At 67.8% G+C, this 20,230-nt stretch carries 16 protein-coding genes; 4 read left to right on the forward strand and 12 right to left on the reverse strand.

Features of this window, described 5'->3' with window-relative positions; all coding sequences use genetic code 11:
• Positions 1–191 (forward strand): hypothetical protein (locus GBZ26_RS13800; protein WP_211104752.1); only part of this gene is annotated, 191 nt, incomplete at its 5' end.
• A 151-nt stretch (positions 192–342) separates the two neighbouring features.
• Here the strand turns inward: GBZ26_RS13800 and GBZ26_RS13805 are convergent.
• The 7 genes from GBZ26_RS13805 to groES all read right to left on the reverse strand — a co-directional run bounded on the left by GBZ26_RS13805 (position 343) and on the right by groES (position 8,438).
• Positions 343–1,590: a BaiN/RdsA family NAD(P)/FAD-dependent oxidoreductase gene (locus tag GBZ26_RS13805; protein ID WP_174439331.1), complete on the reverse strand. Its 1,248-nt coding sequence runs from the start codon at positions 1,588–1,590 to the stop codon at positions 343–345.
• 123 nt (positions 1,591–1,713) lie between these two features.
• Positions 1,714–1,977, reverse strand: a complete 264-nt coding sequence (locus GBZ26_RS13810; RefSeq protein ID WP_035670820.1) for a hypothetical protein — start codon at positions 1,975–1,977, stop codon at positions 1,714–1,716.
• A 109-nt stretch (positions 1,978–2,086) separates the two neighbouring features.
• Positions 2,087–3,235 carry a NapC/NirT family cytochrome c gene (locus GBZ26_RS13815; protein WP_174439332.1) on the reverse strand — a complete coding sequence of 383 codons (1,149 nt, stop codon included), beginning with the start codon at positions 3,233–3,235 and terminating at the stop codon, positions 2,087–2,089.
• Positions 3,236–3,319: 84 nt separating this feature from the next.
• Positions 3,320–4,324 (reverse strand): cytochrome-c peroxidase, encoded by a 1,005-nt coding sequence (locus tag GBZ26_RS13820; RefSeq protein WP_174439333.1) that lies wholly within the window; start codon positions 4,322–4,324, stop codon positions 3,320–3,322.
• A gap of 236 nt (positions 4,325–4,560) precedes the next feature.
• A complete protein-coding gene (locus GBZ26_RS13825; protein ID WP_174439334.1) occupies positions 4,561–6,255 on the reverse strand; it encodes a catalase in 1,695 nt (564 codons plus the stop codon).
• Positions 6,256–6,451: 196 nt separating this feature from the next.
• Positions 6,452–8,095, reverse strand: a complete 1,644-nt coding sequence (gene groL / locus GBZ26_RS13830; RefSeq protein WP_035670811.1) for a chaperonin GroEL — start codon at positions 8,093–8,095, stop codon at positions 6,452–6,454.
• 52 nt (positions 8,096–8,147) lie between these two features.
• Positions 8,148–8,438 carry a co-chaperone GroES gene (gene groES, locus GBZ26_RS13835; RefSeq protein WP_014239088.1) on the reverse strand — a complete coding sequence of 97 codons (291 nt, stop codon included), beginning with the start codon at positions 8,436–8,438 and terminating at the stop codon, positions 8,148–8,150.
• A 294-nt stretch (positions 8,439–8,732) separates the two neighbouring features.
• Here groES and GBZ26_RS13840 point away from each other — a divergent pair, with 294 nt between their 5' ends.
• On the forward strand, positions 8,733–8,996 hold the full coding sequence (locus GBZ26_RS13840) for an usg protein (protein WP_174439335.1): 264 nt from the start codon (positions 8,733–8,735) through the stop codon (positions 8,994–8,996).
• A 135-nt stretch (positions 8,997–9,131) separates the two neighbouring features.
• On the forward strand, positions 9,132–9,623 hold the full coding sequence (locus GBZ26_RS13845) for a lysozyme (RefSeq protein WP_174439336.1): 492 nt from the start codon (positions 9,132–9,134) through the stop codon (positions 9,621–9,623).
• A gap of 167 nt (positions 9,624–9,790) precedes the next feature.
• Here GBZ26_RS13845 and GBZ26_RS13850 read toward each other — a convergent pair whose 3' ends face one another.
• The gene (locus GBZ26_RS13850) at positions 9,791–13,285 is read right to left on the reverse strand and encodes a pyridine nucleotide-disulfide oxidoreductase (protein ID WP_174439337.1); all 3,495 of its coding nucleotides are present in this window, start codon (positions 13,283–13,285) and stop codon (positions 9,791–9,793) included.
• 193 nt (positions 13,286–13,478) lie between these two features.
• Between GBZ26_RS13850 and GBZ26_RS13855 the strand changes: the two genes are divergently transcribed.
• Positions 13,479–14,564, forward strand: a complete 1,086-nt coding sequence (locus GBZ26_RS13855; protein WP_174439338.1) for a COX15/CtaA family protein — start codon at positions 13,479–13,481, stop codon at positions 14,562–14,564.
• Between the two features lie 50 nt (positions 14,565–14,614).
• Here GBZ26_RS13855 and GBZ26_RS13860 read toward each other — a convergent pair whose 3' ends face one another.
• The 4 genes from GBZ26_RS13860 to GBZ26_RS13875 all read right to left on the reverse strand — a co-directional run bounded on the left by GBZ26_RS13860 (position 14,615) and on the right by GBZ26_RS13875 (position 20,140).
• Positions 14,615–15,835 carry a polyhydroxyalkanoate depolymerase gene (locus GBZ26_RS13860; RefSeq protein WP_174439339.1) on the reverse strand — a complete coding sequence of 407 codons (1,221 nt, stop codon included), beginning with the start codon at positions 15,833–15,835 and terminating at the stop codon, positions 14,615–14,617.
• Between the two features lie 322 nt (positions 15,836–16,157).
• Positions 16,158–16,691: a hypothetical protein gene (locus tag GBZ26_RS13865; protein ID WP_174439340.1), complete on the reverse strand. Its 534-nt coding sequence runs from the start codon at positions 16,689–16,691 to the stop codon at positions 16,158–16,160.
• A gap of 258 nt (positions 16,692–16,949) precedes the next feature.
• Positions 16,950–17,762 (reverse strand): endonuclease/exonuclease/phosphatase family protein, encoded by an 813-nt coding sequence (locus tag GBZ26_RS13870; protein ID WP_059398978.1) that lies wholly within the window; start codon positions 17,760–17,762, stop codon positions 16,950–16,952.
• Entirely contained in the window at positions 17,759–20,140 is a 2,382-nt protein-coding gene (locus tag GBZ26_RS13875; protein ID WP_174439341.1) for a VTT domain-containing protein, read from the reverse strand. The genes GBZ26_RS13870 and GBZ26_RS13875 overlap by 4 nt, the downstream gene beginning before the upstream one ends.
• Between the last annotated feature and the right edge of the window lie 90 nt (positions 20,141–20,230).

Consider the following 20,230-nt stretch of genomic DNA (forward strand, 5'->3'; position numbering starts at 1 on the left):
GGATGGAGGGCGCTCCCGCCTACGTCGCGTCCGGCGGCATCGCGGAGCCCGCCCGCGCTACCCCGGCGGCGGCACCTGCGCGCGGTTCGTCGGGCGGCGTGGCCTCCGGCATCGGCTCGCTGATCGAAAGCCTGACCGGCAAGGGCAGCGCCCCCCAGGTGCAGTACGACTACGGCAACCCGGTGCGGTGAAAAGCCCTCGCCCCCCTGGGGAGAGGGTTGGGTGAGGGGGATTTACGCCCGGCAGGGCGGAGAAGAAGCCCTTTGTTTGACAAAGTGGGACGCCTTCGGCGCCCCCTCATCCTGACCTTCTCCCCAGGGGGGAGAAGGAAAAGAGGGTCCATCATCCCCCCAGATACCCCAGCACACCCTTCCCCGCCCGCGCACCCATGGCGAAGCAGCCCTGGAGGAGGTAGCCGCCGGTCGGCGCCTCCCAATCCAGCATTTCTCCGGCGACGAAGGTCCCCGGCAGGCGGGTCAGCATCAGAGAATCGTCCAGCTCCTCCAGCCGGACGCCGCCGGCGGTGGAGATGGCGCGCTCGATGGGCCGCACCCCGGTCAGCACCATCGACAGGCCCTTGATCTGGCGGGCCAGCGCCGCCGGGTCGGACAGCTCCGACGCCGGGGTGAATTCGCGCAGCAGGGCGGCGCGCGGGCCGGTCAGCGACAGGGACTTCTTCAGGAAGGTGGACAGCGACTCCGCGCCGCGGCGGCGCAGCCGTTTGGCGATCGCCGACTCCGGCAGGTCCGGCATCAGGTCGATGGTCAGGGCGGCCCAGCCCTCGCGCTCGATGGCGTCGCGCAAGGGGGCGCTCAGCGCGTAGACGGCGCCGCCCTCGATGCCGGTTTCGGTGATGACGAACTCGCCCTTCAGCCGGCGGTCGCCGAAGGCGAGGCCGACGCTCTTGACCGGCTGGCCGGCGAAGCGTTCGCGCAGGTGATCGGACCAGGGCACCTCGAAGCCCATGTTGGACGGGCGCAGCGGCGCGATGTCCACCCCGCGCGCGGCGAGAAGCTCGGTCCAGGCGCCGTCGGAGCCGGTGCGCGGCCAGCTCGCCCCGCCCAGCGCCAGCAGGGTGGCGCGTGGGGCGACGGTGGTCTCGGTGCCGTCGCCCCGCTGGAAGCGCAGCGCGCCGGACGCGTCCCAACCGAGCCAGCGGTGGCGGGTGTGCAGGGTGACGCCCAGCCCATCCAGCCGGCGCAGCCACGCGCGGACCAGGGTGGAGGCCTTCATCTGCACCGGAAAGACGCGCCCGCTGGAGCCGACGAAGGTCTCGATCCCGAGCCCCGCCGCCCAATCGCGCAGGTCCGCCGGCGAGAAGCCGGCCAGCAGTTCGGCGAACAGCGGCGACTGCGCGCCGTAGCGGGCGGTGAAGGCGTCCAGCGCTTCGGAATGGGTCAGGTTCAGCCCGCCGCGCCCGGCCAGCAGCAACTTGCGCGCCGGGGTGGGCATCCGTTCATAGACGGCGACCGAGCGGCCCGCCGCGGCGATGACCTCCGCCGCCATCAGCCCGGCCGGGCCGGCGCCGACGATGGCGACGTCGGGAGAGAAGGCGTCGGGAGAGGAAACGGTGTCAGGGGCGTCGGTCATCGGGTCCCCCGAGGGGTGAAGGATGTCGACCGGTCCCGTCCGCACCGCCTTCGCCAAAGGAGAAGGCAGCGTCGGACGGGACCGGGGCACTCAAGAAGCGGGAATCGGCGGCGCGGGACCGGGTCAGTCCGCGTCGTCCTCCTGGGCCACCTCGTCGGCAAGGTCGTTGGCCATGTCGGCGAAATAGCCCGCGTCCACCTCCAGCCCGTTCTCCTCGCAAATCCGCATGAAGATGCGGTAGGCGTGCAGGATCGCGACGTCGAGAACGGCGAGGTCGCCCTCCTCGCTGTGCTTGTCGGTGACGCCACGCTCCTGGAGCGTGCCGACGATGTCGTGAGAGGCGGCCTGAAGCACCGCTTCCATGGCTTGTTTGTGCAGAGTCGACATCGCGGGGGTCCTCTTTCTCAAGTGGTCGTCTGCCGTCGGGCGCGGCGCGTTCATTGCCGGCCCGTGGTAGAAAACCCCTCTTAGCAGCTTCGGGTTCTCGCCGCAGCGATCATCGCGCGCCGTCCTTTGCATGGCTCTGCAGATAGATCAGCAGCAGGCGGCCCTCCTCCTCGTCCAGCCGGGTCAGCCGCTTCATGGCGTTCATCTTGCCGATCCAGGCGTTCGCGTCGAAGTCGGCCGGCGGGTGCAGCGCGTGGCAGAGCGAGCAGTTGGCGTCGTAGACCCGCGCCCCGTAATCCCACAGCGCGCCGAGCGTGGCCACATAGCCGCCGGCCCCGGTCCAGGCGGTCAGGCGGATCTCCGTCCACTCCTGTTCGGTTTCCGGATCGGTGACGCTGCGCAGCGCCGCCGCTTGGCTCCCCACCGCCGCGCTCAGCTTGACCGTGGTGATGCGCTTGCCCGGCCGGGCGTAGAGCGTCTGGGTGGAACTGCCGCGTTGCCAGCCGGTGATCTCCACCTTCAGAGCGCCACCTTCCGTTGCCAAAACCTTCACCGGAGTCGCCGCGGCGATCTCCCCGTCCCCGGCGCTTCCAGACGTCGGCGGCGCACCGTACAGGGCGAGGCTGGTCAGGGCGTAGGCGGTGTCGCCGGGCTTCAAGGCCAGCGCCTTCGCCTGGTCCGACAGGCCGGCGAAGAGTTGGCGATGACCGGCGGTGACGTCGGGGAAGCTGTGGGCGATGCCCTTGTGGCAGTCGATGCAGGTCTTGCCGGCCTTCTCCGCCCCTTCCATGGCGCTGGCCGCCTTCGGCGTCTGCTTGTGGAAATCCATGGCACCGAAGGAGTGGCAGTTGCGGCATTCCTGGCTGTCGGTGGCCCGCATGCGGTCCCATTCGCGGCGCGCCAGCGTGTGGCGCTTGGCCTCGAACTTCTCCTTGCTGTCGATGGAGCCGATGAGCCAGTGGTACAGCTCGCCCGACGCCTGCACCTTGCGGATCACCTTGTGCGTCCAGTCGCGCGGGACGTGGCAGTCGGCGCAGGTCGCCCTTACGCCGGAAGCGTTCCGGTAGTGCGGCGAGGTTTTGTACTCGACATACACATTGTCGCGCATCGCGTGGCAGGAGACGCAGAATTCCATGCTGTTGGTCGCTTCCATCGCGGTGTTGAAGCCGCCCCAGCCGACCACCCCGACGACGACGCCCACCAGACCGACCAGCGCGAGCGCCCCGAAGCCGCCCGCCGTCTTCCATCCCCACCGCATGTCGATACCCTGCAACCACCCTCAACAAATGGAATGGGGCCGGGCCGCCCCAACGACGCCCGGCCCCATCCGCACCCGCCTTCGTCAGTCGAAGGGATGCGGCTTCGGCGTCTTGTCCGTGGACGGCGGCAGGATCGGCAGAGCGAAGCTCGGCTGGTCACCGGTCAGCGTCTTCAGGAAGGCGACGATCTTGGCGTTCTCGTCGGTCGAGAACTTTTTGCCCAACTGGATGCGGCCCATGACGTCCACCGCGTCGGACAGCGTCGCGGCCTCGCCGTCGTGGAAGTAGGGGTAGGTCAGCGCGACGTTGCGCAGCGTCGGAACCTTGAAGTTGAAGCGGTCGGCCTCCTCCTTGGTCACCGCGATGCGGCCCTCGGCGGGGTTGTTGGTCTTATAGGGCTCGACGACGCCCATCTTCTGGAAGGTGTTGCCGCCAACGGCCGAGCCGTTGTGGCAGGCGGTGCAGCCCGAATCCTTGAACAACTCGTAGCCTTCCAGCTCGACGGTGGTCAGGGCCTTCTTGTCGCCCTTCAGCCACTGGTCGAAGCGGGAGTTCGGCGTGACCAGCGTCTCCTCGAAGGCGGCGATGGCCTTGGTCACTTCCTCGATGGTGATCGTGGTTTCACCGAAGACCTCGGCGAATTCCTTCTGGTATTCGGGGATGGAGCGCAGCACCTCGACCGCCAGGGCGTGGGTGGAGCCCATCTCGCCGGGGTTGGCGATCGGGCCGCCGGCCTGCTCCTGCAACGTCAGCGCGCGGCCGTCCCAGAACTGCGCCACGTTCAGGCTGGAGTTCAGAACGGTCGGCGAGTTGATCGGACCCTGCTGCCAGTTGTGGCCGATGGAGGTCTTCAGGTTGTCGGTGCCGCCCATGGACAGGTTGTGGCACGAGTTGCAGGAGATGAAGCCGGACTTGGACAGCCGGGGATCGAAGTACAGCTTCTTGCCGAGTTCAACCAATCCGGGATTGGTGATCTTCGCCGGTTCGATCGGCGAAATCGGTTCGCCGGCGGCGAACACGGGCGCGCCGAAGGTGGCGACGGAGGCCGCCAGCAGGGCTGCGAACGACACGGCAGCACGCATGGACATCGCACTTCTCCCTTATCGAAGTTCTAATATTTTGGCTAATGCCTTGATGCAAAATGACAGTGGCATGCTCCGCTTTGGTGATACCAGTGACAGGCGTGTCGCGCGGCAACTTGCCGCATGTCCGTACACAAATTGTGACTACTCAAAACAGTCATCAGTGCAGGCATGAAGAAGGGGCGGCGGGACAACCCGCCGCCCCTTCGGGACGTCAACCGATTGATGATCTTAGGTTGTGCCTAATCGGCAGCCGCCTGGCTGGTCATGCCACCTTGCGCACCGGACGGCATGCCCTTCACCACCTCGTCCGCCGTGGCGCGGTGGTCCTTCACGGAACCGGTCCACTGGCCCCAGCCCTTAGGGTCGATCGTGTCGCCGTTCTTGCCCAGCGCCTTCAGCCGCTTCTGGTCCTCGTCGGTCAGCACCTGCTTGGGCAGGGGGGCCAAACCGGCGACGTCGGCGGCGGTCATGCCCAGCATGCCGGCAACCCGGCTGCCGTAGTCGTCATGGATCAGGAAGAAGTGCCAGAGCATGCGTTCCTGGACGTCGCGTTCGCACTGGCCAAGCAAGGTGCCCATGTTCAGGACCAGATCGTCGCGCTCCCAGTCCATCATGGTGCAGTAGCGGGCGCGTGCCTGAACGTAATCGTTGCGGCGCTCGATCACGCTGCGGGTCAGGCGGCCGTGGATTTCCGGCGGGTTGTTCGGCTCCTCCCGCTGGGCCTCGCTGAGGCCGTTGTGGATGGACGGCTCGAAATTGACGTGCGGGTTCTGCCCCGGCGCCAAGTCGCGCTGGTAGGACATTTGCCCGCCCGACAGGTTGGTGGCGACCGCCGCGTTTTTGGCCTGGTTGATCGGCAACTGCTGATAGTTGGGTCCGACCCGGTAGCGCTGCGTGTCGGAGTAGGAAAAGGTCCGCCCGACCAGCATCTTGTCGTCGGAGAAGTCCAGCCCGTCGACCAGAACGCCGGTGCCCATGGCGATCTGTTCGTTCTCGTTGAAGAAGTCCTCGACGTTCCGGTTCAGCGTCATGACGCCGACAAGGCGCAGCGGGAAGTCCGACTCCGGCCAGATCTTGGTGTCGTCCAGCGGGTCCCACTCCAGCTCGGGATGGTCATGGTCCTCCATGATCTGGACATACACATCCCACTGCGGGTAATCGCCCCGGTCGATGGCCTCGTAGAGGTCCTTGGAGGCGGAGCCGAGATCCTGCCCCTGCACCTTTGCCGCCTCCTCCGCCGTCAGGGAGGCGACGCCGCAGCGCGGGTGGAAGTGGTACTTGACCAGAACCGTGTCACCCTTGGCGTTCACCATCTTGTAGGTGTTCACGCCGAAGCCTTCCATGTGCCGGTAGTTGGCCGGAATCCCGCGCGGGCTGAACAGATGCGTCAGCATGTGCATGGATTCGGGCGTCTGGCTCATGAAGTCGAAGATGCGGTTCGGCTCCTGGCGGAAGGTCACCGGATCGGGCTTCAGCGAATGGATGACGTCGGGGAACTTGATAGCGTCGCGGATGAAGAAGACCGGCAGATTGTTGCCGACGAGGTCCCAGTTGCCGTCCTCGGTGTAGAATTTCACCGCAAAGCCGCGCGGGTCGCGCGCCACCTCCGACGAATCGCGCCCGCCGATGACGGTGGAGAAGCGGATGGCCAGCGGGGTCTTCTTGCCGGCCTGTTGGAACAGCTTGGCGCGGGTGTATTTGGAGGCCGGCTCGTCGCCGATCTTGCCCGTCGCCTCGAATTCCCCGTAGCAGACGAAGCCGCGGGCGTGGACCACGCGCTCCGGAATGCGCTCGCGGTCGAAGTGGGAGATCTTCTCCAGGAACTGGTAGTTCTCCAGCGTCGCCGGCCCGCGCGCTCCCACGGTGCGCTGGGATTGGTTGTTGGTGATCGGGTGGCCCTGACGGTTGGTCAGAGTCTTCGATTGGTCAGCCATCGCTTTCTCCCTGAACAGCAAGCCGTGCCGGCGCACCCCTCGGGCGTCCGGTTGGGTGGTCAACGGCCCCAGTTTGGAACCGTTCCAATCCAAAACGCCGGCCGGCGGCACCCTGTCCGTCAGGGAGATGCCCAAACGGAAAAGGGCGGCCCCGAGGGACCGCCCTTTCCGCAAACGTCGTGGATGACGTGAGCTATTAGAAGCCCATGCCGCCCATGTCGTCCATGCCACCCGGCATGCCGGCCGGAGCAGCCTTCTTCTCCGGCTTCTCGGCGATCATCGCCTCGGTGGTGATCAGCAGGCCGGCGATCGAGGCCGCGTCCTGCAGGGCGGTGCGAACCACCTTCACCGGGTCGATGATGCCGGCGGCGACCAGATCGGTGAACTCACCCTTCTGGGCGTCGTAGCCGAAGTTGGCGTCGTTCTGGTCCAGCAGCTTGCCGACCACGATCGAACCGTCGGTGCCCGCGTTGTAGGCGATCTGACGGACCGGGGCCTGCAGGGCGCGGCGGATGATCTCGATGCCGACGCGCTGCTCGTCGTTGATCGGCTTCAGGGCGTCGAGCGCCTTGGTGGCGTACAGCAGGGCGGTGCCACCGCCGGCGACGACACCCTCTTCCACCGCGGCGCGGGTGGCGTGCATGGCGTCGTCAACGCGATCCTTGCGCTCCTTCACCTCGACCTCGGTGGCGCCGCCGACGCGGATGACGGCAACGCCGCCAGCCAGCTTCGCCAGACGCTCCTGCAGCTTCTCGCGGTCGTAGTCCGAGGTGGTCTCCTCGATCTGCGCCTTGATCTGGCCGATGCGGGCCTGGATGTCCTCGGCCGAGCCGGCGCCGTCGACGATGGTGGTGTTCTCCTTGGAGATCACGACCTTCTTGGCGGTGCCCAGCATGTCGATGGTGACGTTCTCGAGCTTGATGCCGAGATCCTCGGAGATGACCTGGCCGCCGGTCAGGATGGCCATGTCCTCCAGCATCGCCTTGCGGCGGTCACCGAAGCCCGGAGCCTTCACGGCGGCGACCTTCAGGCCGCCACGCAGCTTGTTCACGACCAGGGTCGCCAGGGCCTCGCCCTCGACGTCCTCGGCGATGATCAGCAGCGGACGCGAGGACTGCACGACGGCCTCGAGGACCGGCAGCAGGGCCTGCAGACCCGACAGCTTCTTCTCGTGGAGCAGGATGAACGGGCTCTCGAGGTCCGCGATCATCTTGTCGGCGTTGGTGATGAAGTACGGCGACAGGTAGCCGCGGTCGAACTGCATGCCCTCGACGACGTCCAGCTCGGTCTCGAGGCTCTTGGCCTCTTCCACCGTGATGACGCCCTCGTTGCCGACCTTCTCCATGGCCTGGGCGATCATCTTGCCGATCTCGCCTTCGCCGTTGGCGGAGATGGTGCCGACCTGGGCGATCTCGTCGTTGGTCGTGACCTTCTTGGCACGGCCGCGGATGTCGTTCACGACGGTCTCGACGGCGAGGTCGATGCCGCGCTTCAGGTCCATCGGGTTCATGCCGGCGGCCACCGACTTCACGCCCTCGCGGACGATGGCCTGGGCCAGAACGGTCGCCGTGGTGGTGCCGTCGCCGGCCAGGTCGTTCGTCTTCGACGCGACCTCACGCACCATCTGGGCGCCCATGTTCTCGAACTTGTCCGACAGCTCGATTTCCTTGGCGACCGAGACGCCGTCCTTGGTGATGCGCGGAGCGCCGAAGGACTTCTCGATCACGACGTTGCGGCCCTTCGGACCCAGCGTCACCTTCACGGCGTCGGCGAGGATGTCCACACCGCGCAGCATCTTCTCGCGCGCGGCGGCGGAGAACTTAACTTCCTTGGCAGCCATTGCTCACTTCCTTGAAATTCGGGGGGTTGGATCGCTCAGCGCGGGCGGAGGCTCAGGCCTCGACGACGCCCATGATGTCGGATTCCTTCATGATCAGGAAATCCTCGCCCTCGATCTTCACCTCGGTGCCCGACCACTTGCCGAACAGGATGCGGTCGCCGGCCTTCACGTCGAGCGCAACGACCTTGCCGCTCTCGTCACGGGCGCCCGGACCCACCGCGACGACCTGGCCCTCCTGGGGCTTTTCCTTCGCGGTGTCGGGGATGATGATCCCGCCCTTGGTCTTGGTGTCGGACTCCAGACGCTTGACGACGACGCGGTCGTGCAGCGGACGGAACTTCATGGGGATGCCTCCAGGATCAAGGCTTATTGAAAGGATTGGCGCCGGGCTCGGGGCTGTTAGCACTCTCCCCCGGCGAGTGCCAGACAGCTAATCGAGCTGCGGTTTTGATTCAAGAGGGTCGTTGCGGCAATCGGTGCGATTCCTGGCAGCAGTCATCCCATCTTGCTGCTAATGCATTGAAAAAGAAGAAAAATTTTTGTTGCTCACCGCAGCCGCGAACGGCACACTTTCACAAAAGAATCATCAGAACGCAGCGGAAGGACGCCACCGGTTCCACCATCACGGAGGCAGAGCATGGCCAGTCTGGGGCTTCAGCTTCGCGATTACCGCCTGACCACGGCGGAGATTCTGTACCACATGCCGGACCACCCGCACCTGCTGCAGAGCTATCTCTGGCAGGAGTTGGACCTTGCACCCGGCTACCCGGTGCTGCGCCGGTTCCTGGATTTCTGGCAGGCCAACCTGGACGGCAAGCTGCATTCGGTGAAGTTGGCGACCCACCGCCTGATCACACCGGGCGAGGCCCGCGCGGTGGCCGCGGAATTCCGCTGGACCTGACGCCCCACACCCCGGAAACGCGGGAAAATGTGAAAAAATAAACCATTATTAAGAGCATAACTCTTTCGATACCCTTCCCTCAGCACGAACCGTCCGTGCCGATGCACGTCCACGACAAGCTGGGGAATGACGAACATGACGACGCCGGTCTGCCAAGAAGCGGTCAACCTCGTGAAGCATTTCGAGGGGCTTTACCTCAACGCCTACCTGTGCCCGGCGGGGGTGCCGACCATCGGCTACGGCCACACCGCCGGGGTTCAGCTGGGGCAGAGCATCACCTCCGCCCAGGCCGACGATTTCCTGCAGTCGGACCTGACCGCCGCCGCCGCCCAGGTGGACAAGCTGGTCACCGTCACGCTGAACCCCGACCAGCGCGGCGCGCTGGCGTCCTTCGTGTTCAACCTGGGGGCCGGCAGCCTGCAGTGCTCGACCCTGCTGCGCCTGCTGAACCAGGGCGACTATGAGGGCGCCGCCGGCCAGTTCGGCCGCTGGGTCTACGCCACGGTCAACGGTGTCAAGACGCAGCTCCCGGGTCTGGTCAAGCGCCGCGCCGCCGAGGCCGACCTGTTCGAAAGCTCCACCACGCCGCTGCCCCAGGCGGCGGTCAGCACCGCCACGGGCGCGTGAGCGTTCCCGCCTCCCCCTCTCCCGCCCCGGGAGAGGGAAGGGGCCCGCGCGAAGCGTGGGAAGGGTGAGGGTGATGCCAAGGATAAATCACCGATCCTCGAACGACCCTCACCCGGCGCCTTCGGCGCCACCCTCTCCCGGGGCGGGAGAGGGAAAGCATCCCCCCTTCACCCTTTCCGCTGGCCGGTCAGCCGTAGGCCGCGGTCGATCCATTGGGCGGTCAGCTTTTCCTGGACGGCGTTCTGGCGCAGCCGCTGGTTCAGGTTGGCGAAATCGACGCGGTCCAGGCTCTGGTCCTGGTTGAAGCAGGAGAAGACCACCGTCTCCTCGCCGGTCACCGGGTCGGTGTGCCGTTGCAGGCACTGGGCGCAGATCTCCTTCATCATGCATTGCATGGGGGAGTTGATGGAACCGATGGCCGCGTGGCCGGGCTTCAGGTGCGGCTTCAGCACGCCGTGCCGGGCCGCCCCGACCGCCGCCATCATGCGGTCGGAGCCGATGGCGACGATGCGGTCCACCGTTTCCAGCGGAATATCCGCCGGCCCCAGCTCGCCCGCCGCGTAGGCGCGCATGGCCTCCACGATGTTGCCCACGAAACTCAGGTCGCCGGGGCGCGACGGCGTGAAGCCCGGCGCCTCGTCGCAGCACCAGACGACCCGGTCGGCGGCGGCCTCGATCTGTTCGGTCTTGTAACGGTCCTCGATCCGCTTGTAGCCGGCGAAGTAGACGACCCGGTTGCCGCGCGCCCGGCAGGCCTGCCCGATGGAGAAGAGCACCGCGTTGCCCAGCCCGCCGCCGACCAAGGCCACCGTCTCGCCCTCCGGGATCTCGGTCGGGGCGCCGGTCGGCCCCATCACCACCACCGGGTCGCCGGGCTTCAGCAGGGCGCAGAGGTCGGACGAGCCGCCCATCTCCAGAACGATCAGCGAGAGCAGCCCGGCCGCCTTGTCCACCCAGGCGCCGGTCAGGGCCAGCCCTTCCATCGCCAGCGTGGTCCGGCCGATCCGTTGCGCCAGCGTTTCGAAATTCTGCAGCCGATAGAACTGTCCGGGTTCGAAACGGCGCGCGGCGGCGGGAGCCTTCACCACCACCTCCACGATGGTCGGGGTCAGGCGGGTGACGCTGTGCACCAGGGGCCGCAGCTCGGCGTTCAGGCGCCGCACCAGAGCCTCCGGCGTCACGGCGGTCGGCGCCCGGCGGGCCAGGGCGCGGCTGACCACCGGATAGCCGCGCTTCGCCCCGCCCATCGCCTTCACCACATTGCCGGCGAAGGACGGGTGCAGGTCGCCGAAGAAGCTGAGGAACCGTCCGTCCGGCGCCCGCGCCATCAGCACATGCGCCTGGGCCGGCTTGGCTTGGCGCTCCGGGGGCACCGGCCGGCCGTCCTCGTCGATGGCGCGGAAGCAGCGTCCGTCGAGTTCCACCCACTCCGGTTCCTCGCGGGCCAGGACGGTGTTCGGCTGGGTGCCGGCGGCGACGAGGATGGTGCGTGCGGGGAGCCGCGCGTCCACCGCGGCGGGCGCCACCACCCCGTCCGGCCCGACCGGGCTGATGGCGAGGTGGATCGCCCGTGCGGCGCCCGATTCGTCGATCTCCACGCCGCGCGGGGCGGCGCATTCCAGGAAGCGGATGCCCTCGGCCAGACCGTGCGCCACCTCCTCGTGGTTCAGCGTGTAGCTGGGGCTGTCGATCAGGCGGCGGCGGTAGGCGATGGTCGAGCCGCCCCAGGATTGCAGAAGCGCCGCGACGCGCGGGTCGCGCCCCTGCTCCCCCGCCTCCAGGCGCTCCGCCCGGATGGCGCGGGCGTGGGCCAGGAACTCGTCGGCCAGCTCGGCCTCGTCGGACGTCCAGCGGGCGCGCACCGCCGCCTCCCCCCGCTCCGCCGCCAGGACCTCGTAACGGGAGAGGAACTTCTCGACCTGGACCGGGTAGTAGGCCAGCGCCTCGGTCGCGGTGTCGATGGCGGTCAGGCCGCCGCCGATCACCACGATGGGCAGCCGGACCTGGAGGTTGGCGATGCTGTCCGGCTTGGCCGCCCCGGTCAGTTGCAGGCCCATCAGGAAGTCCGAGGCCTGCCGCACCCCGCGGGCCAGCCCGTTCGCCATCGGCACGACGGTCGGCTTGCCCGCCCCCATGCACAGGGCGATGTGGTCGAAGCCCAGCTCCAACGCCCCGTCGATGGTCAGCGTGCCGCCGAAGCGCACCCCGCCGATGATCGTCATGCGCGCCCGGCGTTCCAGAAGCAGCCGGATCACCTTCAGGAAATTCTTGTTCCAGCGCACGGTGATGCCGTACTCGGCCACCCCGCCGAAGCCGGCCATCACCCGCTCGTCCAGCCGGTCGTAGAGGTCCCGCACATCGCGGATCGGCCGGAAGGGCACCCGCGTGCCGCTGGGCAGCACGCCGGAAAGGTCGGCGGGCAGCGGCTCGATCTTCAGCCCGTCGATGCCGACCACCGTGTGGCCGTCGTTCATCAGATGGTGCGCCAGCGTGAAGCCCGCCGGCCCCAGCCCGGCCACCAGCACCTTGCAGCCGCTGTCCGGCCGCATCAGCGGGCGGCGCAGGTCCAGCGGGTTCCAGCGGGTCAGCAGGCTGTAGATCTCGAAGCCCCAGGGCAGCTCCAGCACGTCCTTCAGCGTGCGGGTCTCCGCCTGCGGGATGTCCACCGGCTCCTGCTTCTGGTAGATGCAGGCCTTCATGCAGTCGTTGCAGATGCGGTGGCCGGTGGCCGCGCACATGGGGTTATCGACCACCACCACGGCCAGCGCCCCGATGGGTACGCCCTCGGCCTTCAGCGCGTGCATCTCGGAAATCTTCTCCTCCAAGGGGCAGCCGGCCAGCACGACGCCGAAGGCGCTCTTCTGGAACTCGCCGGTCTTGCGGTCGCGCAGCCCCTTGGAGCAGCTGTCCTTGCCCTGGTTGTGGCACCAGATGCAGTAGTTGGCCTCGTCCAGCGCGCCGGCCAGATCGGTGCCCGGGTCGGTCAGGTGGAAGCCCTGGCGCTCGCGGCACGCCGCGTCGGGCAGGCGCATCATGGAGACGCCGTGCCGCTCGACCGTCTCCACGGGGACGAGACGCAGCGGGTCGGTGCGGTGCGGCACCTGGAACAGCACGCCGCCGCCGTGCCGGGCGCGCCCGGCCTCGCTGAAGACCGCCCAGGCGGCGTATTGGGCGGCGCTGTCGAGCTGGTCGGCGTGGGCGGCCTCGTCCTCCATCCAGGACAGCACCTGCCGGGCGAAGGCGGCCTCGGTCAGCGGGCCGCCCAGCCAATCCTCCAGCCTTGCCGCCAGCTCCGCCCCGTCGAGCCCCGCCACCGCCTCCGGCTTCACCGCCTTGGCGGCGCGGCGCTGAACGAACAGGCGCTTGGCGGTGTAGAGCGGCGCCAGCTCGATATGGCGGGCGCGCAGCTCGTCGAGCGCGGGGCGGATGCCGAACAGCTCGCCGATGAAGTCTTCCAGATGCGGGGCAAGCGCGATCAGCAGATCGCTTTCCGCCTTGGCCTCCAGCCGGTCGGGCTGGGCGCGGGCGGAGAGCAGCCGGTTGGCGAGTTCCACGTCCGTGTCGGACAGCCGGGCGAGGAAGGCGCGGTCGAGCCGGGCCAGCCCGTCCTGCCCGTAAAGCTCGTGGAACGACAGGCCGAAGCCGAGGGTGAGGTCCGCCATCGCCGCCCCGCATCCGAAGCCGTTGGTAAGACTGATATTTGTAACACCCGCAACCCGTCGCCTTCACCCGAAACCCGTGCCCCTCGCCACGGGGTAACCCGTGTCCGTTTGACGCAGCCGCTGCCGCACCCCACATGAGCCGGTGGTCCCTATCCCCCCGGACCTTGTCCGCATCATCCGGAGCCGCCCGTCCGTGACCGACATCACCGCCTCCGCCCTCGCCGGGAAAGACGTCCGCGACCCCGCCTCCACCCGCCCCATCGCCTATTGGCTTCTCGTCTGCTGCGCGATGGTCTTCGCCATGGCGGTGATCGGCGCCATCACGCGCCTGACCGAATCCGGCCTGTCGATGGTGGAGTGGAAGCCGCTGATCGGCATCCTGCCGCCCTTGTCGGAAGCGGAATGGAACCGCGTCTTCGGCCTCTACCAGACCACGCCGGAGTTCCGCATCTACAATTCGGCGATGGATCTGGCGGCCTTCAAGCAGATCTTCTGGTGGGAATGGTTCCACCGCTTCTGGGGCCAGCTGATCGGCTTCGTCTTCCTGATCCCCTTCCTGCGCTTCTGGGTCAACGGGCGCATTCCCGCCGACCTGTGGCCGAAGCTGGCCGGGCTGTTCCTGCTCGGCGGGCTCCAGGGGGTGATCGGCTGGTACATGGTCAAGAGCGGGCTGGTCGACCGGCCCGACGTCAGCCACTACCGGCTGGCGCTGCATCTCGGCACGGCGATCGTGATCTACGGGCTGCTGCTGCGCACCGCGCTGGGGATTCTCGACCCGCTGCCGCTGGCCGGCTGGGCGACCGAGTCCGGCCGGCTGCGCACGCACGCGCGCTGGGCATTGGGGCTGACCGGCGTCACCATCGTCTGGGGCGCCTTCGTCGCCGGAACGGACGCCGGGCTGGCCTACAACACCTTCCCGCTGATGGCCGGCCACGTCATCCCGCCGGAGGTCGCCAACCTGACGCCCTGGTGGATCAACCTTTTCGAGAACACCGCGGCCATCCAGCTGACGCACCGGGCGCTGGCGCTGCTGACCGGGCTGGTGGTTCTGGTGCTGGCCCTGCGGGTCCGGGCCGCCCGCCTGCCGGGCCGCGCCGGGCGGGTGGCGCTGCTGACCGCGGCGATGGTGCTGGTGCAGATCGGGCTGGGCATCGCCACGCTGCTGAGCTTCGTGTGGATTCCGCTGGGCGCCGCCCATCAGGCCGGCGCGATCCTGCTGGTGTCCGGGCTGGTCTGGCTGCTCCACGAGCTGCGCCCGGTGGGCGTTCCGAAGCGCTGAACCGAAGTCCCCCGCCACGCCGCAGCGCGGCGGGCGGGGGCGGACGGCCCTCAATCGTGCTTGCGGATGAACTCCCGCACCGCCGGCATGATGCTCTCGCGCCAGCGCCGGCCGTTGAAAATGCCGTAGTGGCCGACTCCCTTCTGGAAATGGCGGGCGCGCATGCCGTCGGGCAGCGAGGCGCAGAGGCGGTGCGCCGACTCGGTCTGGCCGGGGGCGGAGATGTCGTCCAGCTCGCCCTCCACCGTCATCACGGCGGTCCGGCGGATCGCCGCCGGCTCCACCTTGCGCCCGCGCGACTCCATGGTGCCGTTGGCCAGCGCGTGCTTCTGGAACACCGTCTCGATGGTCTGCAGGTAGAATTCCGCCGACAGGTCCATGACCGACAGGTATTCGTCATAGAAGCGGCGGTGCTGCTCCGCGGAATCACCATCGCCGCGGACGAGGTGGCGGAACAGGCCGACATGCTCCCCGATGTGGCGGTCCAGGTTCATCGACATGAAGCCGGAGAGCTGGATGAAACCCGGATAGACCTGACGGAAGCCGCCCGGATAATAGGCCGGGACGGTTGTGATGACGTTGCGCTCGAACCAGGACAGCGGGTGGGTCGCCGCCAGCTTCACCGGCACGGTCGGGTTGGCCATCGGGTCGATCGGGCCGCCCATCAGCGTCATGGAGCGCGGCTGCACCGCCTCGTCCCCCGCCGCCATCAGCGACACCGCGGCCAGGACGGGAACCGCCGGCTGGCACACCGCGATGACGTGGGTCTGCGGCCCCAGGAAGCGGATCAGCTCCGTCACCGTGTCGATGTAGTCGTCCAGGTCGAACCGCCCGCGCGCCAGCGGCACCAGCCGGGCGTCGATCCAGTCGGTGACGAAGACGTCGTGGTCGGCCAGCAGCGCCGCCACCGTGCCGCGCAGCAAGGTCGCGTGGTGGCCCGACATCGGGGCGACCAGAAGGACGCGGGGCTGCGCCGGAGTGCCCTCCGGTTTGGCGAAGTGCAGCAGGTTGCAGAAGGGCTTGCGGTGGGCGATGCGCTCGGTCACCGCCACCGTCTCGCCGTTCACCACCGTGGTCTTCAGGCCGAACTCCGGTTTGGGGAAGCGGCGGGTGGTGCGCTCCAGCAATTCCGCGCCGGCGGCCATGGCGCGACCGACGCGGGTGTAGGACACCGGGCTGAACGGGTTCTGGAAGGTGTGCTGGGTCGCTTCGGCCAGGAGGCGCATCGGGCGCAGGGCGGCGTGCTGCAGATCGTAGAGATGGTAGAGCAACAGGTCCTCGCTTCGGCGGTTGATCCCACGCCCGGTCGGCTGGGTGCTGTTATTGATCGGCCGTCATTGGTCGTATGACCAACCGATAGATTGGCCAGTCCTTATCCGGAAGGTCAATAGCCGACACCCGTTCTCGGGCAAAAAACTTACATGGGAAACAGTCCGCCATACGAAACAGACCGTGCAACGCTGCACTGCAATAGAGGCAAGCCTGTTGGAAACGGCGCGCGTTGGTGGACGCGCGCCGTGATTTTTCGGATGGGTTTTCAGGTGGAGGCGGTGAGTGAAACCGCCCGGCCGCGGCGCGCGTCCGACCCTGCGATCAATAGGGCAGGTCCGCGGCCAGCCAGCATTGCTTCATCAGGCTGTTGCTTTCCATGATCGCCGCCAAGTAAAGAAAGTTAATCTGCTTCTGGGTCAATGTCACATTGACCGGCCGCCCACGCGAAATGTGCCGACCTTCGAACTCCCAGAACTCAACAAGTGTCCCGCCATTTTCTTTGAGATCACAGATCCCGTTCATTGCCGCGAGGCGATCAACGAGATCCTTGTTGTTAAATCTTCTGCCGAAATCATGATAATAACGCTCACCGTTTGGCAGAAGACAATACTGATAGAGACCATTCTTTTTACTGGAAACCTTAGGTCTGCTATCATGGCATAAACGAATCCTCCTACTTGATTTGAAATAGATGCTTCCATAAACTGTAAGAAAACCATATTCAGATGTTGCGAAAAAGAAGTTATCCACCTTGAAGTCATCATCAAGCGCCAAGTCAGGCACCCTTGCGGCAATAATATCGCCCCGATGGGTTATGTAATTCGCTTCAACCTCAGCTTTGGTAAGAGTCGGCATGCTACAGACCTTTCAATAGGATTTCTTTTTGCTCCCGCTTCGAGACAGGCTATCCCGAAGGGACCGCTAAATTTCTGGACGTACAATGTCATGTCGGCGTGAGAGGGAATGAGCGGACACGCGTCCTCGACGCGGTGTCCCCGGACACCGGACCACCGCCCCGATCAAGTCCCCGTGATAAGAAAACCCTTTCCAAGCCCAGCGCGCTTTGATGGGCAAGGCTTGGAAACCCGCATGAAGTCCGACACGGGAACTCTGTTATGGCACCGCCACGGTGGCGCGCACCGGCAGATGGTCGGACGCGCGGCGCGTCAGCACCGTGCGCACCACCTCATAGGATGGGATGGTCAGCCCGTTGTTCACATAGATGCGGTCGAGCCGCAGCGTGGGCATCCGCGCGTGGAAGCTGCGCGGGCTGGCCCAGTCGGGGAAGGCCTCGGCCAGCTTGCGCAGCCGGGGGGAGTTCGGCGCCCATTCGTTGAGGTCGCCCATGAACAGCGTCGGCAGGGCCGGCTGTTCCTCCAGCCGGTCCACGATGGCGCCGACCTGCCGCGCCCGCTCCCACGGGTCGAGGCCGAGATGGGCGACGATGATGCGCACCGGGCGCCCCTCCACCTCGACGATCACGTCGATGCCGCCGCGCGGCTCCCGCCGGCCGACGCTGAGGTCGATGGGCTCGCATTTCAGGACCGGCAGCCGGGTCAGGATGGCGTTGCCGTAATGGGCATGGGCGTTGTGCTTGGTCGGGCCGGCGTGGGCCTTCAGGCCGGTGGCGCGCTCCAGGAAGGCGAACTGGTCCAGCCCGGATTCGCCGCGGTGGTGCCAGCCGACCTCCTGGAGCCCGACCAGATCGACGTCCAGCTCCTTGATGACCTCGGCGATGCGGTCCGGCGCGAAGCGCGCGTCCAGCCCGACGCAGCTGTGGATGTTCCAGGTCGCCACGCGCAGCGGCGCCATGCCGTCCGGCACCGGGCCGCTGCGGCTGTCGACGCGGCGCTTCGGGCGGCGGACGCGGGCGGCGCGCAGCGCGGAGGCGATCCGCTGCACACGCTCTCGGCTGAATCGGATCACCGCTGTTGGTCTCCCCTCGCTGTTTCTTCGGTGGTCGGTCCGGTGGTCGGCCGTCTCGCCGCCAGGGCCCGCACCAGCCGATTGCCGGCCCAGCCGAGCCCCAGCGCGGTCACCGCCGCCAGCCCCAGAAGAACCATGTCGGTGGGCGTCGGTTCCGTCAACACACGCTCAAGCTGGTGCCCGAGCAGGTTGAAGACAAGGATTCCCGGCGCCATTCCCAGGATCGTCCCGAACAGATAGTCGGGAAACCGGATGCGGGAAGCCCCCGCGACGAGGTTCACCACGGTGAAGGGGGCGACCGGCACCACCCGCAGCGCCGCCATGGCCAGCACGCCGCGCTCGCCGAGCGCGTCGCTGGCCCGCCGGACCACAGCACCGCCGTAGCGCTCGATGGGGCGCCGGCCGGTGAGCCGCCCCACCCAGAACAGCGCCGCGGCGGAGGCCAGCACCCCGGCCAGCGCGGTCGGGAAGCCCATCCACGGCCCCAGCGCGATGGCCGTCGCCGCGATCAGCAGCAACACCGGAAACAGCACGAAGCCTCCCGCCACGTAGAGCAGGATCAGCCACAGCGGCCCGAAGGCCGACTCGCGCAGGCGCTCGAAGGCGTCCAGAACGGCGTCCAGCGTCGCCCAGTCGCGCAACGGCGTGTGGTTCCACAGCCCCCATACCCCGCCGACCACCGCCAGGATGACACCCAGCGCCAGCCAGTGGTGGCGCCGCGGGATGCGCGACGGCAGGACGCGCCACACGATGTCCGCAGCGCCGACCGGGCGTTCCGGGTCGAAAAGCTTGGAGTCGGCGACGGCGGCGGCCAGCAGGCCGGGATCGGCGTCCTCCAGCAAGTCCAGCGTCCGTTCGCCGGGCCGGCGCAGCGCCTCCACCGTGCGGATGAGCGAGCCGGAGCGGCGCAGCTCCGCCGTCACGCTTTCCGGCGCCACCCCGAGATGCTCGGCGATCAGGTCGTCGCGCACCCCGGCGATGGCCAGCCGGGCCTCGCGCCCCTCCACAGGCCCGTGCGGCGCCTCCAGCGCCAGGTCGCATTCGGTGTCCAGCCCCATCGACCGGTTGTTCAGGTTGGCCGAGCCGATGCGCAGAAGCCGGTCGTCCACCACCATCACCTTGGCGTGGATGGTGATGCCGACGCTGCCGGTTTTGGCGCTCTCCGTCCTGGCGATGTAGAAGCGGAAGCGCCCGTTCCGGTCGGCCTCGCGCAGCTCCTTCACCAGCCGGGCGCGGGCGCCGAGCATCACGGTGTTCTCCAGCCAGCTCGACGTGCGGGCGGAGTTGACGACGACCACCTCCGGCCCGTCCGGCTCGGCCAGCCGCGCCTTCAGCGCCTCGGCCACGGCGACCGAGGCGAAATACTGGCTTTCCATGTAGATGAAGCGCTTGGCCGAAGCGATGGCGGCGGTGTAGAGCGCCTCGACCTCCCGCACCTCGGCGCGCCCGTTGTAGTCGGGTTCGGTGCGCGCGATGCCGACGGGCATGCCCTTGAGCAGCGGGACGAGCTGTTGCGGCCAGGGGTCGGGGCTGTCCGGCCCGGCCCGGCGCGCCTTCAGCCGCAGCCGCCGGGGGCGTTTGCCGTCGGCAAGGCCGCCACCGCCGCCGGGAATGTCCATGGCGGGCGGCGACAGCACGCAGCCGGTGGCGCGGCGCCAGCGCTCGCGGAACAGGTCGCCCAGCGCGCGGGCGGCGTCGCCGTCCACCGCCATCATCACGTCGTGGAAGGGCTCGTAGGGGGTGCCGTCCGGCTGGCGGCGCAGCGGCTCGTCGGCGCGGTGGGCGCGGGTGTCCCAGCGGTTGGCGGTGATGTCCAGCCCGCCGCAGAAGGCCAGCCGGTCGTCGATCACCAACATCTTCTGATGGTGGCAGGCCCCGGCGGGATGGTCGCCATCCAGCCGGTACTGGAGCCGCGGATGGCTGAGCCAGCCGCGCAGGAACAGCGGCTGCGACCAGCGGGCCAGATCGAACAGCTCCGCGAAGTCCCACTTCAGCACATGGATGGTCAGGTCCGGGCGGGTCGCGGCCAGCCAGTTCAGCAGGTTGCCCAGCTTGTCGGGGCGGCGGGGGTGACGCATCTGCGGGGTCAACCGGATGCGGGCGTCGAAGTCCCAGGCGGTCAGGTAGATGCTGCGCCGCGCCTGCCGCATTGCCGCCTTGGCGAGCGCGAAATAGTCCTCGGCGTCGACGATGACCCCGACCCGCTCCGCCCGCTCCACCCGCCAGCAGGTGCGGCCCGGCGCCAGCAGCGGGTCGGCGGCCGCGCTGGATAGCGCTGCGGCGGGCGCCCCGGTGAGCGCTGGTTCAGGCGGCATTGGGAAGGACGGCTGGTCGGGCATGGGACGCGGCTGGACCGGGTTTCCTGCGGGGATCGGCATTGGGGGTTCACATATGGTGCGTCCGGGACGGGCTGCGACCGGCCAGGAAGGCGAATGCCCGAACAACACCGCAGCCGCCCAACCCTCCCC

The organism is Azospirillum formosense (assembly GCF_013340925.1).
Lineage (GTDB): Bacteria > Pseudomonadota > Alphaproteobacteria > Azospirillales > Azospirillaceae > Azospirillum > Azospirillum formosense.

What these genes read in the sequence shown, in the direction of transcription:
- GBZ26_RS13805 (WP_174439331.1), bottom strand. Translation starts at nt 1,590, where the DNA reads ATGACCGACGCCCCTGACACCGTTTCCTCTCCCGACGCCTTCTCTCCC.
- GBZ26_RS13810 (WP_035670820.1), bottom strand. Translation starts at nt 1,977, where the DNA reads ATGTCGACTCTGCACAAACAAGCCATGGAAGCGGTGCTTCAGGCCGCC.
- GBZ26_RS13815 (WP_174439332.1), bottom strand. Translation starts at nt 3,235, where the DNA reads ATGCGGTGGGGATGGAAGACGGCGGGCGGCTTCGGGGCGCTCGCGCTG.
- GBZ26_RS13820 (WP_174439333.1), bottom strand. Translation starts at nt 4,324, where the DNA reads ATGTCCATGCGTGCTGCCGTGTCGTTCGCAGCCCTGCTGGCGGCCTCC.
- GBZ26_RS13825 (WP_174439334.1), bottom strand. Translation starts at nt 6,255, where the DNA reads ATGGCTGACCAATCGAAGACTCTGACCAACCGTCAGGGCCACCCGATC.
- groL (WP_035670811.1), bottom strand. Translation starts at nt 8,095, where the DNA reads ATGGCTGCCAAGGAAGTTAAGTTCTCCGCCGCCGCGCGCGAGAAGATG.
- groES (WP_014239088.1), bottom strand. Translation starts at nt 8,438, where the DNA reads ATGAAGTTCCGTCCGCTGCACGACCGCGTCGTCGTCAAGCGTCTGGAG.
- GBZ26_RS13840 (WP_174439335.1), top strand. Translation starts at nt 8,733, where the DNA reads ATGGCCAGTCTGGGGCTTCAGCTTCGCGATTACCGCCTGACCACGGCG.
- GBZ26_RS13845 (WP_174439336.1), top strand. Translation starts at nt 9,132, where the DNA reads ATGACGACGCCGGTCTGCCAAGAAGCGGTCAACCTCGTGAAGCATTTC.
- GBZ26_RS13850 (WP_174439337.1), bottom strand. Translation starts at nt 13,285, where the DNA reads ATGGCGGACCTCACCCTCGGCTTCGGCCTGTCGTTCCACGAGCTTTAC.
- GBZ26_RS13865 (WP_174439340.1), bottom strand. Translation starts at nt 16,691, where the DNA reads ATGCCGACTCTTACCAAAGCTGAGGTTGAAGCGAATTACATAACCCAT.
- GBZ26_RS13875 (WP_174439341.1), bottom strand. Translation starts at nt 20,140, where the DNA reads ATGCCGATCCCCGCAGGAAACCCGGTCCAGCCGCGTCCCATGCCCGAC.